Raw genomic sequence first — 13583 nt, 5'->3', positions numbered from 1 at the left:
TTTCTAAAAGAAATTTGACTTTTATTTTAAGTATATTTGCAGATATTTTAGAGATTATGATTATTGTAAAAACAAGAGAAGAAATAGAATTAATGCGCCAAGCTGCTTTAGTGGTATCTAAAACTTTAGGAGAAGTTGCTAAAGCTGTAAAACCTGGTGTAACAACACTTCAACTAGATAAAATTGCAGAAGAACACATAAGAGATCTTGGAGCTATACCTGGATTTTTGGGTTTATATGACTTCCCTAACACACTTTGTATGAGTCCTAACTCGCAAGTGGTACATGGTATCCCTAACGACAAGCCACTTGAAGAAGGAGATATAATATCTATAGATTGTGGTGCTATTTTAGATGGTTTTTACGGTGATCATGCTTACACATTTGCTGTAGGTGAAATTAATCCTGAAACAGAAAAACTACTTCAAGTTACTAAAGAATCTTTGTATGTTGGTATCAAAGAGTTTAAATTAGGAAACCGCGTTGGAGATGTAGGTTATGCTATTCAAAAATATTGCGAAGATCATGGTTATGGCGTGGTAAGAGAATTAGTAGGTCATGGATTAGGACGCACTATGCACGAAGATCCAGAAATGCCAAATTACGGAAAACGAGGAAGAGGAAAAAAGTTTATTGAAGGTATGGTCGTAGCTATTGAACCTATGATAAACATGGGAACAAAACGAATTAAACAACACCGTGATGGCTGGACAATTACAACTTTAGATGGTAAACCTAGCGCACATTTCGAGCATGATGTTGCTATTGTAGATGGTAAACCAGAGCTATTATCTACTTTTAAATACATTTATGACGCTTTAGGTATTGAAAGTGACGAGGAAGATGAATTTAGACAACAAGCTTTAGTTTTATAGACCTAAAGACACGAATTACACTAATTCTCACTAATAATTCACTTTCTATTGAAAAATTTAATTTATAAAGATGAAGCTTATAAGATAATTGGTCTTTGTATGGAAGCACATAACCAACTTGGAAAAGGTTTTAATGAAGTTGTATATGCTGATGCTTTAGAAATCGAATTAATTGATAACAATATAGCTTATTCTAGAGAAACTAAATTTGCAATAAGCTATAAAGGAAACACTTTACCTCATAAATATAAAGCAGATTTTATCATTGATGATAAAATAATTTTAGAACTAAAAGCTATTGAAGCTTTAAATTCTGCTCATGTAAAACAAACATTAAACTATCTTGCTGTCTCAAAATTAAAATTAGGTTTATTAATTAATTTTGGTGATGAAAGTTTAAAATATAAACGAATTGTCTTGTAATAATTTGTGTTAATTCGTGAAATTAGTGTCAAAAAAACTCTTTAAATACATACTTAATATTATACCGAGACCTATTTTAATCAGGTTAAGTTATTTAGCTAAACCTGTTTTAGCTTTTGTTTTAAGAGGCAAAAAATATACAGACCCAATAGATGGTAAGAGTTTTAAGTCTTTTTTACCTTATGGTTATGGTAAGCAAAGACCTAATGTACTGTCGCCTTCTACATTAAGCTTAGAAAGACATAGACTTTTGTGGCTCTATTTAAAAAATGAAACAGATTTTTTTACTTCTAATAAAAAAGTGCTTCATTTTGCTCCAGAACAAGCATTTTACAAACGCTTTAGGCAACTTAAAAATTTAGATTACACAACAACAGATTTACTATCTCCATTAGCTGATGTTAAAGCAGATATTTGCGATTTGCCTTTTAAAGATAACACTTACGACGTTATTTTATGTAATCATGTGTTAGAACATATTCCTAATGACACTAAAGCAATGCAAGAGCTGTATCGTGTTTTAAAACCTAACGGAATTGCTATTTTGCAAATACCGCAAGACTTAAATCGTGAAACTACTTTTGAGGATAACACCATTACAGACAAAAAAGAACGTGCTGAAATTTTTGGTCAATACGATCATGTACGCATTTACGGTCGTGATTATTTTGACAAACTTAGAAGCATAGGTTTTAAAGTTGAAGAAGTAGATTATACAAGTAAACTTTCTTTAGAAAAAATAGACAAATATCGTTTAGCAAAAGGGGAAATTATCCCTGTTTGTTATAAATAGAAACAATTATGACACAACAAACTTTTATCATTACAGGTGCATTTTTTGGTATGTTAGCCATAATATTTGGCGCTTTTGGAGCACATGCTTTAAAGAAAATCTTATCAGATGATCAACTTAAAAGTTTTGAAACCGGTATTAAATACCAAATGTATCATGCTATTGTTTTATTACTTCTTGGGTTTAATTTTCAGTTTTCAACTTCTGCAATGTATTGGTGTTTCACTTTAGGTATTCTACTTTTTTCTTTTAGTATTTACGGTTTGGTTTTAAGTGATGCTAAAGGAAAAAAACTAAAGTTTTTAGGTCCAATTACACCTATTGGCGGCTTACTTTTTGTGATTGGTTGGTTGTTATTAATACTTAAAGCTATTAACTTTTAATTTTATTCAGGAAAACCATTAAAAGACTTCGTTTCTAACTCTCCTTTTTCGTTTTCAAAAATTAAATACACTTGTAATTCTGGGTGTTTTGCTAAAAAGTAATCTACTTTTTTTATTCCCATTGCTTGAAATGCTGTAGCATAACCATCTGCCATCATACATTTATCTGTAATTACCGAAGCACTTAAGATTCTGGTTCGTGTTGGATAGCCTGTTTTTGTATTTATAATATGAGCGTATTTGTTACCGTTATTATCTACCTTAAACTTTCTGTAAGTTCCTGAAGTAGCCATAGCTTTATCTGTAATACCAATAACCTTAGAATAACTTTGAGAGCCATCAAAATTTGGGTTTTCTATGCCAATTGCCCATTCTTTTTGTTTATTTAAATTTATTCCCTTAGCTCTTAACTCTCCTCCTATATCTACCAAATAATTAGTTATGCCTTTACTTTCTAAAAAATCTGCTATAACATCTACACCATAACCTTTAGCTATAGCATTAAAATCTATAAACGTATTAGTGCGTTTCATTATAACTCCGTTTACAACACCAACACGATTAAAACCTACAGACTTCATTAAACTATCCACTTTAATACTATCTACAGCAGATTTATTATTCTCTGATCCAAAATTCCATGCGTTTACTAACTTACCAATCGTTGGATCAAAAACTCCTTCTGTTTCTCTGTAAATTTTCTTAGCTGCCTTAAAAACAGTGTCAAAATGAGGATCTGTATTTACGCTTTCGTTTCTATTAATTTTAGAAATATTTGAAGACGGAATGTAATTTGACATGGATTGATTTAGTACTTCAAAAATACTATCAAATTCCTTTTGATAACTTTTACTGCCAACATCATAATATTGTATTTGATAAGCAGTACCAAAAATTGGTCCTTTAATTTTTACTAATTCTGGTTCGTTTTTACAAGAAATAAAAACTAATAACAATAATAAAATTGAAGATAAACGCTGTAACATAAATTTAATTTAAATGAGTTTCTATCACTTGGATACCATTATATTCTATTAAATACTCTTCATTTAAGTATATCGGTAAATCCTCTCCTTGTGGATTACCTAAACCAACACCAGCATATAAAACTTTTGCATTATGCTCTTGTGCATGTTTTTTAAAAGATTCCATCCAAACGACATCATAATTATTAGCATTTTCAGGTAAAATTACAGCTTTTACTATTACAAAGTAGTACTGTTTATTTTTATCCATACAAACAAATTGCGGATGTCTTTTTAGCTTACTATTTATAGCAATAAACTCGAAACCACGTTGTTCTAAGTCTTTTCCAACATGGTTCATTGCTAGATTATGAAGTTCTTGTTTTGTTAAGGCTTTACTCATAGTACAAAAATACGTTTTAACATTTATTTGCTGAAATTTTCTTATTTTAAAAGAAGAAAATCGCTAAGAAATTTAAAATGAAAACATCAACAAGATTTGATAACGCTATTAAAAAACTATACACAGCTTTTAATGAAGACCTTTTAAACCCAGAATGTTGTAAACAATGTGCTGTTGGAAATATTTTAGACCAAAAAGATGCTTGGAAATATTTATCTGATGATCATGGCTCTTTAAAGTTAAATTACCTTGGACTAGTACATCAAAATTTAGGAAGAACTTTTAACGGATATTCGCCACTAGAGTTACTAAAAATTGAAGCTGCTTTTTTAAAAGGTTGCGGTTACGAACTACCACTTCATCATAAAAATAAAAGACCTAAAAACTCAACAAATAAAGACATACTATTTAATGGTTTAAAAGAAACTATTAAAGTACTATGCGACTTTGATAATATTGAAAATATTATGGATTATTCCAACGTATTTAAAGCTGTAATTACAAAAAATAGTGATTTAAAATTTACAAATTTTGAATTTGAAAATGTTTAAAATAAAAAAGCCCAACACTTTAGTATTGGGCTTTTCTAAATATTTATCATTAATCTACTTCACTACAATTCTTTTAAATGCAGACTTATTACCTGCTTCAACTTTAAGTATATAAATTCCTGTTGAATTTGTATTTAAATTAATAGTCTTATTAAATATTGAATTGTTGTTAGAGTATAAATTATTAAAAATTTGACGACCTCTAATATCAAATAAAGAAAGATTAACATCTTGATTGGTGCTTAAAGCAATAGTCACTTTGCCATTTGTTGGGTTTGGATATACTGCAAATTGGTCAAAATCAAATTCTGAAGTTGATAATGCAGCAGGCACACCAAAATAATAAGTCCCTTCAATTCCTGATGTAAATGTTCCTGATAATTTATAGTCTGAACCAAAAGATGAGACTGAAGCTGATACTACTTCTGTTGTAACTCCATTATCTCTTAATATACTAATCGAGTTTCTACTTTGTCCAGTAGTAGCTTCATAACCTAATATTTCTGCTTCAGTAAAATAAAAATCTACAGTAATATTAGAAGTCGTAAGTACATTTGAAGGTGTTATAGTAAACGTCTTATCTGTTACATAATTAGACACTGAACTTCCGTTATAACTCTGTGCACTAGTACCTGCTCTAGATACAGATATGTCTACACAACCAAAATCATCATTATTTATATTGGTTATATCTAACATTAAATCTGTACTAACAGAATCTGAAGCATAAACAGATCCACTAGACCTTAAAGCTAATAAATCATTAGATGTACCTGTATTAACATCTGTTTGTATACTTTTAGCTACTATAGCTTCAAAATTTATATTATCTAATAAGAACAGTCCTTCTGTTACCCCGTTACCGTTGTTTGTACCAGGACTATTGTGCCTAAATGCTAAATAACCTGTCTGACCAATATAAGCAGACATATCTATATTTCTAAACTCACCATTATCATCAAGTGTATTTCCTGAATCAATTAAATTACCGCTAGTTATAGTGCTTACATTAGTGTTATCTGTAGTCCAATAAACCTCATACGGTTCACTATCCCCATATCCTGCAATACCATAAGATAAGTTAACTGAAGATGCATTTGAAGGTATAGATATCATATCAGACAGTAAGAAATTATCTGGTGTAAAATTAGCTCCTGTACCAAAAATTGCACCATTAGATTCTGAAGCAAAAAATACACTTACTATTGTCCCATTACCATATAAATCTGTACCTGAAGAATTAGCACTTAAGAAATTATTTCCATCACCATCATTATCTATTACAAACCAATTTGTAGCATCTGTTGTTTCTAAATTAGAATCTATTAGAGTAATTGTTTGAATATTTACAGGAACAACATCATCATCTGTAATTACTAATGTAAAGTTATTATTACCTGCTGTAGCATCTCCTCCATTAGCATTAACTGTAAAAGTTAAATCTATACTTTCTTCTCCTTCAACAAAGCCATCATTAAAAACTCTTATTACTACAGACTGTGTTGCTGTTGAACCTGCACTGAAGACTACTGAATTATTTAAAAGCGTATAATCTTGTGCATCTGCTGTTGCCCCTTGTACTGATAAGTTAACAGTTGTGTTTTGAGAAGCTCCTTCGGCAATTGTTAAATCTACAGTTACATCTGTAAAATTACAATCAGACCCTTCAATAACATTATCACTAGCTAAAGCAAAAGAAATTATAGGTCCAGCGTTACCTGTGTTAGAGCTAGCTAACTCAGATCGACCAGGAGAGTTTTGCATAACTACAGCCATTCTTGCAACTTGATCTGCAGTAAATAAATTCATACAAGTATCAAAACTATAATCCATAAAATTTTCTACCATATCTCTATCTCCACCAGTACAGGTATCGTTAGTATTTGGACAACCTGAACTTGATCCGTTTTGGTTTGGTGTATCATTACAAAAATCGTCTACACTACAATTTCCATCTCCCCAAATATGTCTTAGACCGATCCAGTGACCTATTTCATGTGTTAAAGTTCTTCCTGCTGCATAAACACCTCCGTTTGGATGTGGGTTAGCTACAGATCCTATTGATGTATATAAACAAACAACACCATCTGTATTTGCAGATCCTCCTGAAGCTGGCATACCTGGCAATCCTGAACTATCAGGAAACTGAGCATATCCCAATAATCCACCTCCTAAATTTCCTGTCCAACAATTAGCATATAATGTTCTGTCCCAAATTGTTGCAGGTTTAATTGTATTATCAAAATCTGCAGTTGATAATTGTCCAGGATATCCGTAAACACGATTAATACCTGGTTCTGCTAAAGGATTTCCATTGGGATCTACTTGAGCAGGGACAAATACAATTTGTGCATCTGCTGCTACAGAAGACCAATATCCTGTTGCTCCGCCTGCTTGGTTAGAAAAATCAAGATTTAATTGTTCGATTTGAGCATTTACATACTGAGCATCTAAATCTGCTGCATCACCTTGTGTTCCAGAAACTACATGAAAAATAATAGGAATAGTATATACTTGCATTTGAGCAGATTCTACACTATTAGCGACTCTTGAAGCCTGTTGAGCTTTATACTGCTGAACTAAAGGAGCAATCCAATCTTCAAACTGTTGTTTAGATTGCACATTTGGGTTGTTTAATCTATACTTGTTATTCATTTCTTCAGTAAGACAACGAACAACACCATTCTCATTTAAAAATCTTTGATTTTCTTCATTTAATATAACATCCTGCTCTGTATTAGGATGATTATGACTAATACTTTTAGAATTTTCTTTATTAATCTTTCTATTTTGAGAGTAACTGAGATTAACACTTAACAAAAGTATCGCTATTAACAATAATTTAGTATTTTTTTTCATAGATATAAGAATATTTACATTTAACCGATGCAAATTAACTTTTAAACTTAAAAATAGAATGATTTTAATCATTTTTCGATAAAAAACTAAAAAAAAAGGAAATATTCGGTTTTTTTCTGATTTTAAGTAAAAAAAAAGCCAATGTAAAAACATTGGCTTTTTTTTATTTGAAGAGGTTTTATACTATCCTCCAAAGTCATCAAATCGGATGTTTTCATCTGGAATACCAAAATCTTCACCCATTTTTTGTACTGCTTTATTCATTAAAGGAGGACCACAGAAGTATAACTCTATATCTTCTGGTGTATCATGATGATTTAAGTAGTTATCTATTACACAATTATGAATAAACCCTACAAAACCATCTCCTTCTTCATCATGTATGTCTTTCTTAACTTTCCAGTTATCTTCTTCTAAAGGTTCTGAAAGAGCTAAGTAAAATTTAAAGTTAGGGAAATCTCTTTCTAACTCACGGAAATGTTCAATATAGAATAATTCACGCTTAGAACGACCTCCATACCAATATGTTACTTTACGTCCTGTTTTTAACGTTTTGAATAAATGATATAAGTGAGAACGCATTGGTGCCATACCTGCTCCTCCACCAACGTAAAGCATTTCTGCATCAGATTCGTTAATAAAGAACTCTCCATAAGGTCCTGAAATTACACATTTATCACCTTTCTTTAAGTTAAATATGTATGATGATGCTACACCTGGGTTTACATCCATCCATCCATTTTTATTTCTATCCCATGGTGGCGTTGCAATACGAACATTTAACATAATCTCTCTACCTTCTGCTGGGTAAGAAGCCATAGAGTAAGCACGTTCTACAGTTTCGTCATTTTTCATTACTAATGGCCATAAATTGAATTTATCCCATTCTGCCTGAAACTTATCTGGTGAATCGTGTTCTTCTGGATGTGCGGTAATATCCATATCTGAATATTTTACTTCACATTTAGGAATTTCAATTTGAATGTATCCACCTGCTTTGTAATTCATATCCTCAGGGATTTCAACTACAAACTCCTTAATAAAAGAGGCTACATTGTAATTACGTACAACTGTTGCTTCCCATTTTTTAATACCAAATACTTCTTCTGGTATCGTAATTTCCATGTCTTGTTTAACTTTAACTTGACAAGCTAAACGCGCACCATGTTGTAATTCTTTTCTTGTAAAGTGAGGTGTTTCTGTTGGTAAAGCTTCTCCTCCTCCATCTAAAACGTGACATTCACATTGGATACAAGTTCCACCACCACCACATGCTGATGGCAAGAATATTTTTTGGTTACCTAATGTTGATAATAATGTACCACCTGATGATACTTCAATTTCTTTTTCACCATTTATTTTAATAGTTACAGGACCTGATGGTGATAATTTTTGCTTAACATATAATAATAATGATACTAATACCAATGTTATTACTAAGAATGCGATAACAGTTGTTAAAACTGTTCCTAATGTACTTGCTGCTAAAATCATATTACTCTACTGTTGTATTGTTAGCTATAGTTGAGTTATTCTCTATAACCTTAGTTTCGGTTTTATCTTGCTTTTCAATTTGAGCTGCTTGTTCTGTTTTTTTAGAACCTTCATCATCTCCTCCAGTTAACATTCCTCCAAAACTCATAAATCCAATTGCCATAAGACCAGTAATAATAAATGTAATTCCTAGTCCTCTTAAGGGAGCTGGTACGTTAGAATAACGAATCTTTTCGCGGATTGCTGCGATAGCTAAAATTGCTAAGAACCAACCTATACCAGAAGCTATACCATAATTAAATGCTAAACCTATAGTTTCGATTTCTCTTGACTGCATAAATAAAGATCCTCCTAAAATTGCACAGTTTACTGCAATTAACGGTAAAAATATACCTAGTGAGTTATATAATGAAGGAGAAAACTTTTCTACAACAATTTCTACTAATTGTACCATGGTTGCTATAGTTGCAATAAACATGATAAATGATAAGAAACTTAAATCATAACTAGCATATTCTTCTCCTAACCAAGATAATGCACCTGGTTGTAATACATATTGATCTAAAAGCCAGTTTATAGGCACAGTAACTGCTAATACAAAGATTACTGCAGCACCTAAACCTACAGCTGTTGATACTTTTTTAGATACTGCAAGGTAAGAACACATCCCAAGGAATGTTGCAAATACCATGTTATCTATAAAGATTGATTTGAAAAATAATTCTATATGTTCCATATGTTATTTTTTGATGTCTTTTTGAAGTATACTTCAAAAAACGAGTCAATGTTTAGTCTTCTATTAAATCTTTGTTTCTGCTACGTTGTACCCAAATAATAATACCTACAACAATTAATGCCATTGGCGATAATAACATAAATCCGTTATTTTCATATCCTATTGCATACAATCCTGATTTTTCGATAGGATCTCCTAAAACTTTAAATCCTAATAAAGTACCAGAACCTAATAATTCTCTAAAAAAACCTACTATTATTAATATAACACCGTATCCTAATGCGTTACCTATTCCATCAAGGAAAGATTTCCACGGTCCATTACCTAAAGCAAATGCTTCAAAACGTCCCATAATGATACAGTTTGTAATAATTAAACCAACGAATACAGAAAGTGTTTTACTTAACTCGTAAGCAAAAGCTTTTAGTACTTGATCTACAATAATTACAAGAGCAGCTACAACAATAAGTTGTACTATAATTCTAATTTTTGAAGGTATGATATTTCTCATTAAAGAAATAACAACGTTACCAACTCCTAATACAAATAATACAGAAATTGCCATTACTATAGAAGCTTTAAGTTCTGCAGTAATTGCTAACGCAGAACAAATACCTAATACCTGTATAGTAATTGGGTTATTATCTGCTAATGGATCTGTAATTAATTTAGCGTCTTTTTTTGAAAGTAGTCCCATAATTAATTAGCTTGATTTTTTAATGTTTCAAAATAAGGCAAGTATAACTTCAAGTCATTTTTAATCATAGCACTAACTCCATTACCTGTAATGGTAGCTCCTGCCAGAGCATCTACCTCATAATCTGTTTTATCTTCATTTTTAGGATCGTTATTTCCTTTTGCAACTGTTATACCTTTAAACACTCCATTATCTGTTAGTAAGTGTTCTCCATAAAAGTCATCCATAAAATAACGTTGTTTAATGTTTGCTCCTAAACCTGGTGTTTCTCCTTTATGGTCAAAATACACACCTTGAACAACCATATCTTTATCCATAGCAATATAGCCCCAAATAGCGTCCCAAAGTCCTTTACCATATATTGGTGCTACGTAAAATGTATTACCATCTTTTTCTCCAATAAATAAAGGTAAACGTCTTGTTTCTCCTGCTTTTGCTTTTGCTTGTTCTTTTTTAACATCGATTAAGTAAGCCTCGTCATTTTCTTTAACATCATTACCTTCTATTACAATTTGTTTAGTAATGTATTTTGAAAAAGCTTCGCTAACCTTATCTGTAGAAATAAATGCAACATCAGTTTCTCCATTGTCATTTACTCCCATAGCATAAAGAATGTTTTGTTGTTTTTCCATTCTTTCGTTTTCTTTTATAGTAGGCTTTAAAGATGCTGCTGTAAAAGCTAATAAAGCACCAACTACAACTACCATTCCTATGGCAAATAATACGGTATATAAATTACTATCTGTTTTGTTTGACATGACTAAGCAGTTTTAACTTTTAAACGTTTCATTCTACGTTTTACATTTGCTTGTACAACGTAATGGTCAATTGTTGGTGCAAAAACATTCATTAAAAGAATAGCTAAGAAAACACCTTCTGGATAAGCTGGATTAAATACACGTATCATTATTGATAGGAAACCAATTAAAAACCCATATATCCATTTTCCTTTATTAGTTTGAGATGCTGTAACAGGATCTGTTGCCATGTAAACAGCACCAAACAAAATACTTCCAATAATTAAATGTTGCCAGAAAGGAACACTCATTAAGCCATAAAACTTACTAGTTTCTCCTATCCAACCTGCATCTACTACACCATTAAAAATTAATCCCATAGATAAAGCTCCAATTATTGTAGATAGGATAATTCTCCAACTTCCTATTTTAGTGAAGATTAAGAATAATGCTCCTACTATAATTAATAACTTAGAAGTTTCTCCTACTGAACCTGGAATAAAACCGTAGAACATGTCCATGTAGTCAATTCCGGCTAGACTACTGTTTTGAGCATAAGCTCCTAATAGTGTTTCGCCTGAAATAGCATCTGGTGTACCTGCTCTTTCAACTGCTCCGTGTACCCATACTTTATCTCCAGACATCCATGTTGGATAAGCAAAGAATAAGAATGCACGAATAGTTAATGCTGGGTTTAAGATATTCATTCCTGTACCACCAAAAACTTCTTTACCTATAACTACACCAAAAACAACTGCTACAGCTAACATCCATAATGGGATATCTACTGGAACAATTAATGGTACTAACATTCCTGTTACAAGGTAACCTTCTTCTACTTCGTGACCTTTAATTACTGCAAAAATAAATTCGACTAAAAGACCAACTCCGTAAGATACTATTACTAAAGGTAAAACGGTCCAAGCACCGATAACAAAATTATCCCATGTTAAGAAGTTTCCAAATAAAGAAGCTTCTCTTGTTATACCTGCTGCAGCATCGATAGCTGCATAGTGTTGGTAACCGGCGTTAAAAATACCGAAGATTAAACATGGTATTAATGCCATGATTACAGTATTCATTGTACGCTTTAAATCGTCTGCTGCCTTTACATGAGTTCCTCCATGAGTCGTTTCATTTGGCAGATATAAAAAAGTATGTATTGCATTAAATGCTGGCGCCATTTTGGTGCCCTTATACTTTTCTTTTAAATTGTGTAAGTTACTTTTTAAACCCATTATCCAATTTCTTTAAGCATTAAGTCTAATCCTTCTCTAATTATTTTTTGATGTGGTTGTTTTGACACACAAATAAATTCTGTTAAAGCAAAATCCTCTGGTGCAACCTCATACATCCCTAAAGCTTCCATCTCATCTAAATCTTTATACATACAAGATTTTAAGATTTGTAATGGATAAATATCTAAAGGAAACACTTCTTCATAACTTCCTGTTACTACAAAAGCTCTATGCTCTCCGTTAGTATTAGTATCTAAGTTATATTTTTTGTTTGGCGATAACCAAGAAAAAGTTAAAGCTCTTGATGTAGATATTTTATTAAATACAGGCTTATTCCAACCAAAAAATTCGTAATCGTCTCCTTCAGGAATTACCGTAATTATGTTACTGTAGTAATCTAAATATCCGTCTGGTTTAACTTGCTTTCCTGTTAAGACATTTCCTGAAATAATACGGTCATTACCATCTTTATCAACACCATTATCATAAATCATAGTAGACACTTCACTTCCTATTTTAGTACGGAAATATCTTGGCTTTTTAACAGATGCTCCTGCTAGCGCGATAACACGTTCTGCATTAAACTTTCCTGTTAAAAGTAATTCTCCTATGATTACTAAATCTTGAGCATTTACTGTCCAAACAACTTCACCTTTATTAATCGGATCTATTTTGTTGATTTGTGTTCCTACATTACCAGATGGATGTGGACCAGATACTTTGTGTACTGTTACATTATTTAAGTTAGCTAATGGTGAGTTACCATTTTTACCAACAGAAACATGCACTGCTCCTTCTGTTAACTTACTTAAAGCAGTTACTGCAGCTTGAAGCTCAGCCTCTTTACCTTGCAGTGTATAATCTAAATCTGCTGCTAATGGCGCACTTGCATAAGCTGAGATAAAGATAGACTTTGGCATACTATTTGGCTTTGCAACAACATCGTAAGGACGTTGTTTGATAAAAGCCCAACAACCTGATTCTAATAACCTAGACTTTACTGCTTCTGCATTTGCAGACTGTACGTCTAACTTTCCAAAATCTTCGTAAGCTTGCTCTTTGTCTGCTTTAATTTTGATTGTTAAAATTCTTCTTTTAGCTCCACGTTCTATCTCAACGATTTCTCCAGAAACAGGAGAAACAAATTTTACACTTTCGTCGGATTTATCATAAAAAACAGTACTTCCTGCTTTTACTTTATCTCCTTCTCTAGCAACTAATTTTGGAGTAACTTGATGGAAATCTTCTGGTCTAATAGCGTAAAAGTTGCTTACTATGGCATTTTCAGTAGCCTTTTCTGCTTCTCCTTCTAACTTTATATCTAGACCTTTTTTAATCTTAATGTCGTTTGACATGTTATAAATCTATTAGTTAATAGTTATACTGATTGAGTTTTGAGGAATCAAAAATCCGTGCAAATTTAAGAATA

The 13583-nt window shown here is 31.8% G+C and carries 14 protein-coding genes; 5 read left to right on the top strand and 9 right to left on the bottom strand.

The window, feature by feature from the left end; genetic code table 11:
- Positions 1 to 56 precede the first annotated feature (56 nt).
- The 4 genes from map to ACEQT4_RS06800 are packed head-to-tail and all read left to right on the top strand — an operon-like array spanning position 57 to position 2474.
- A complete protein-coding gene (map, locus tag ACEQT4_RS06815) occupies positions 57 to 875 on the top strand; it encodes a type I methionyl aminopeptidase (RefSeq protein WP_370226712.1) in 819 nt (272 codons plus the stop codon).
- A gap of 48 nt (positions 876 to 923) precedes the next feature.
- Complete coding sequence (locus ACEQT4_RS06810) at positions 924 to 1298, top strand: GxxExxY protein (protein ID WP_370226680.1); 375 nt, start codon at positions 924 to 926, stop codon at positions 1296 to 1298.
- A gap of 25 nt (positions 1299 to 1323) precedes the next feature.
- A complete protein-coding gene (locus ACEQT4_RS06805; protein ID WP_370226679.1) occupies positions 1324 to 2091 on the top strand; it encodes a class I SAM-dependent methyltransferase in 768 nt (255 codons plus the stop codon).
- An 8-nt stretch (positions 2092 to 2099) separates the two neighbouring features.
- The gene (locus ACEQT4_RS06800) at positions 2100 to 2474 is read left to right on the top strand and encodes a DUF423 domain-containing protein (RefSeq protein ID WP_370226678.1); all 375 of its coding nucleotides are present in this window, start codon (positions 2100 to 2102) and stop codon (positions 2472 to 2474) included.
- A gap of 2 nt (positions 2475 to 2476) precedes the next feature.
- Here ACEQT4_RS06800 and ACEQT4_RS06795 read toward each other — a convergent pair whose 3' ends face one another.
- Together ACEQT4_RS06795 and ACEQT4_RS06790 are read right to left on the bottom strand one after the other, a co-directional pair.
- Positions 2477 to 3460 carry an FAD:protein FMN transferase gene (locus tag ACEQT4_RS06795; protein WP_370226676.1) on the bottom strand — a complete coding sequence of 328 codons (984 nt, stop codon included), beginning with the start codon at positions 3458 to 3460 and terminating at the stop codon, positions 2477 to 2479.
- A gap of 4 nt (positions 3461 to 3464) precedes the next feature.
- Positions 3465 to 3842, bottom strand: coding sequence for a Na(+)-translocating NADH-quinone reductase subunit F (locus ACEQT4_RS06790; RefSeq protein WP_370226675.1), 378 nt, complete (start codon positions 3840 to 3842; stop codon positions 3465 to 3467).
- A gap of 77 nt (positions 3843 to 3919) precedes the next feature.
- On the opposite strand from ACEQT4_RS06790, the gene ACEQT4_RS06785 reads away from it, so the two are divergent.
- Complete coding sequence (locus ACEQT4_RS06785; RefSeq protein WP_223077392.1) at positions 3920 to 4393, top strand: Na(+)-translocating NADH-quinone reductase subunit F; 474 nt, start codon at positions 3920 to 3922, stop codon at positions 4391 to 4393.
- A gap of 54 nt (positions 4394 to 4447) precedes the next feature.
- On the opposite strand, the gene ACEQT4_RS06780 is transcribed toward ACEQT4_RS06785, so the two are convergent.
- The 7 genes from ACEQT4_RS06780 to ACEQT4_RS06750 form a co-directional block, all read right to left on the bottom strand.
- Positions 4448 to 7252 (bottom strand): M43 family zinc metalloprotease, encoded by a 2805-nt coding sequence (locus ACEQT4_RS06780; protein WP_370226673.1) that lies wholly within the window; start codon positions 7250 to 7252, stop codon positions 4448 to 4450.
- A gap of 183 nt (positions 7253 to 7435) precedes the next feature.
- A complete protein-coding gene (gene nqrF, locus ACEQT4_RS06775) occupies positions 7436 to 8746 on the bottom strand; it encodes an NADH:ubiquinone reductase (Na(+)-transporting) subunit F (protein ID WP_027881110.1) in 1311 nt (436 codons plus the stop codon).
- A gap of 1 nt (position 8747) precedes the next feature.
- A complete protein-coding gene (nqrE, locus tag ACEQT4_RS06770; RefSeq protein ID WP_027881109.1) occupies positions 8748 to 9482 on the bottom strand; it encodes an NADH:ubiquinone reductase (Na(+)-transporting) subunit E in 735 nt (244 codons plus the stop codon).
- A gap of 52 nt (positions 9483 to 9534) precedes the next feature.
- Positions 9535 to 10179, bottom strand: a complete 645-nt coding sequence (locus ACEQT4_RS06765) for an NADH:ubiquinone reductase (Na(+)-transporting) subunit D (RefSeq protein ID WP_027881108.1) — start codon at positions 10177 to 10179, stop codon at positions 9535 to 9537.
- Between the two features lie 2 nt (positions 10180 to 10181).
- Positions 10182 to 10937 carry a Na(+)-translocating NADH-quinone reductase subunit C gene (locus tag ACEQT4_RS06760; RefSeq protein ID WP_370226672.1) on the bottom strand — a complete coding sequence of 252 codons (756 nt, stop codon included), beginning with the start codon at positions 10935 to 10937 and terminating at the stop codon, positions 10182 to 10184.
- Positions 10938 to 10939: 2 nt separating this feature from the next.
- Complete coding sequence (locus ACEQT4_RS06755; RefSeq protein ID WP_106680144.1) at positions 10940 to 12154, bottom strand: NADH:ubiquinone reductase (Na(+)-transporting) subunit B; 1215 nt, start codon at positions 12152 to 12154, stop codon at positions 10940 to 10942.
- The gene (locus ACEQT4_RS06750; protein WP_370226670.1) at positions 12154 to 13509 is read right to left on the bottom strand and encodes a Na(+)-translocating NADH-quinone reductase subunit A; all 1356 of its coding nucleotides are present in this window, start codon (positions 13507 to 13509) and stop codon (positions 12154 to 12156) included. The genes ACEQT4_RS06755 and ACEQT4_RS06750 overlap by 1 nt, the downstream gene beginning before the upstream one ends.
- Positions 13510 to 13583: the final 74 nt, after the last annotated feature.

The sequence above is a fragment of the Mesoflavibacter sp. genome, assembly GCF_964226795.1.
In the GTDB taxonomy this organism is placed as follows: Bacteria; Bacteroidota; Bacteroidia; order Flavobacteriales; family Flavobacteriaceae; genus Mesoflavibacter; species Mesoflavibacter zeaxanthinifaciens.
This window is presented reverse-complemented; position numbering and strand designations above follow the sequence as displayed.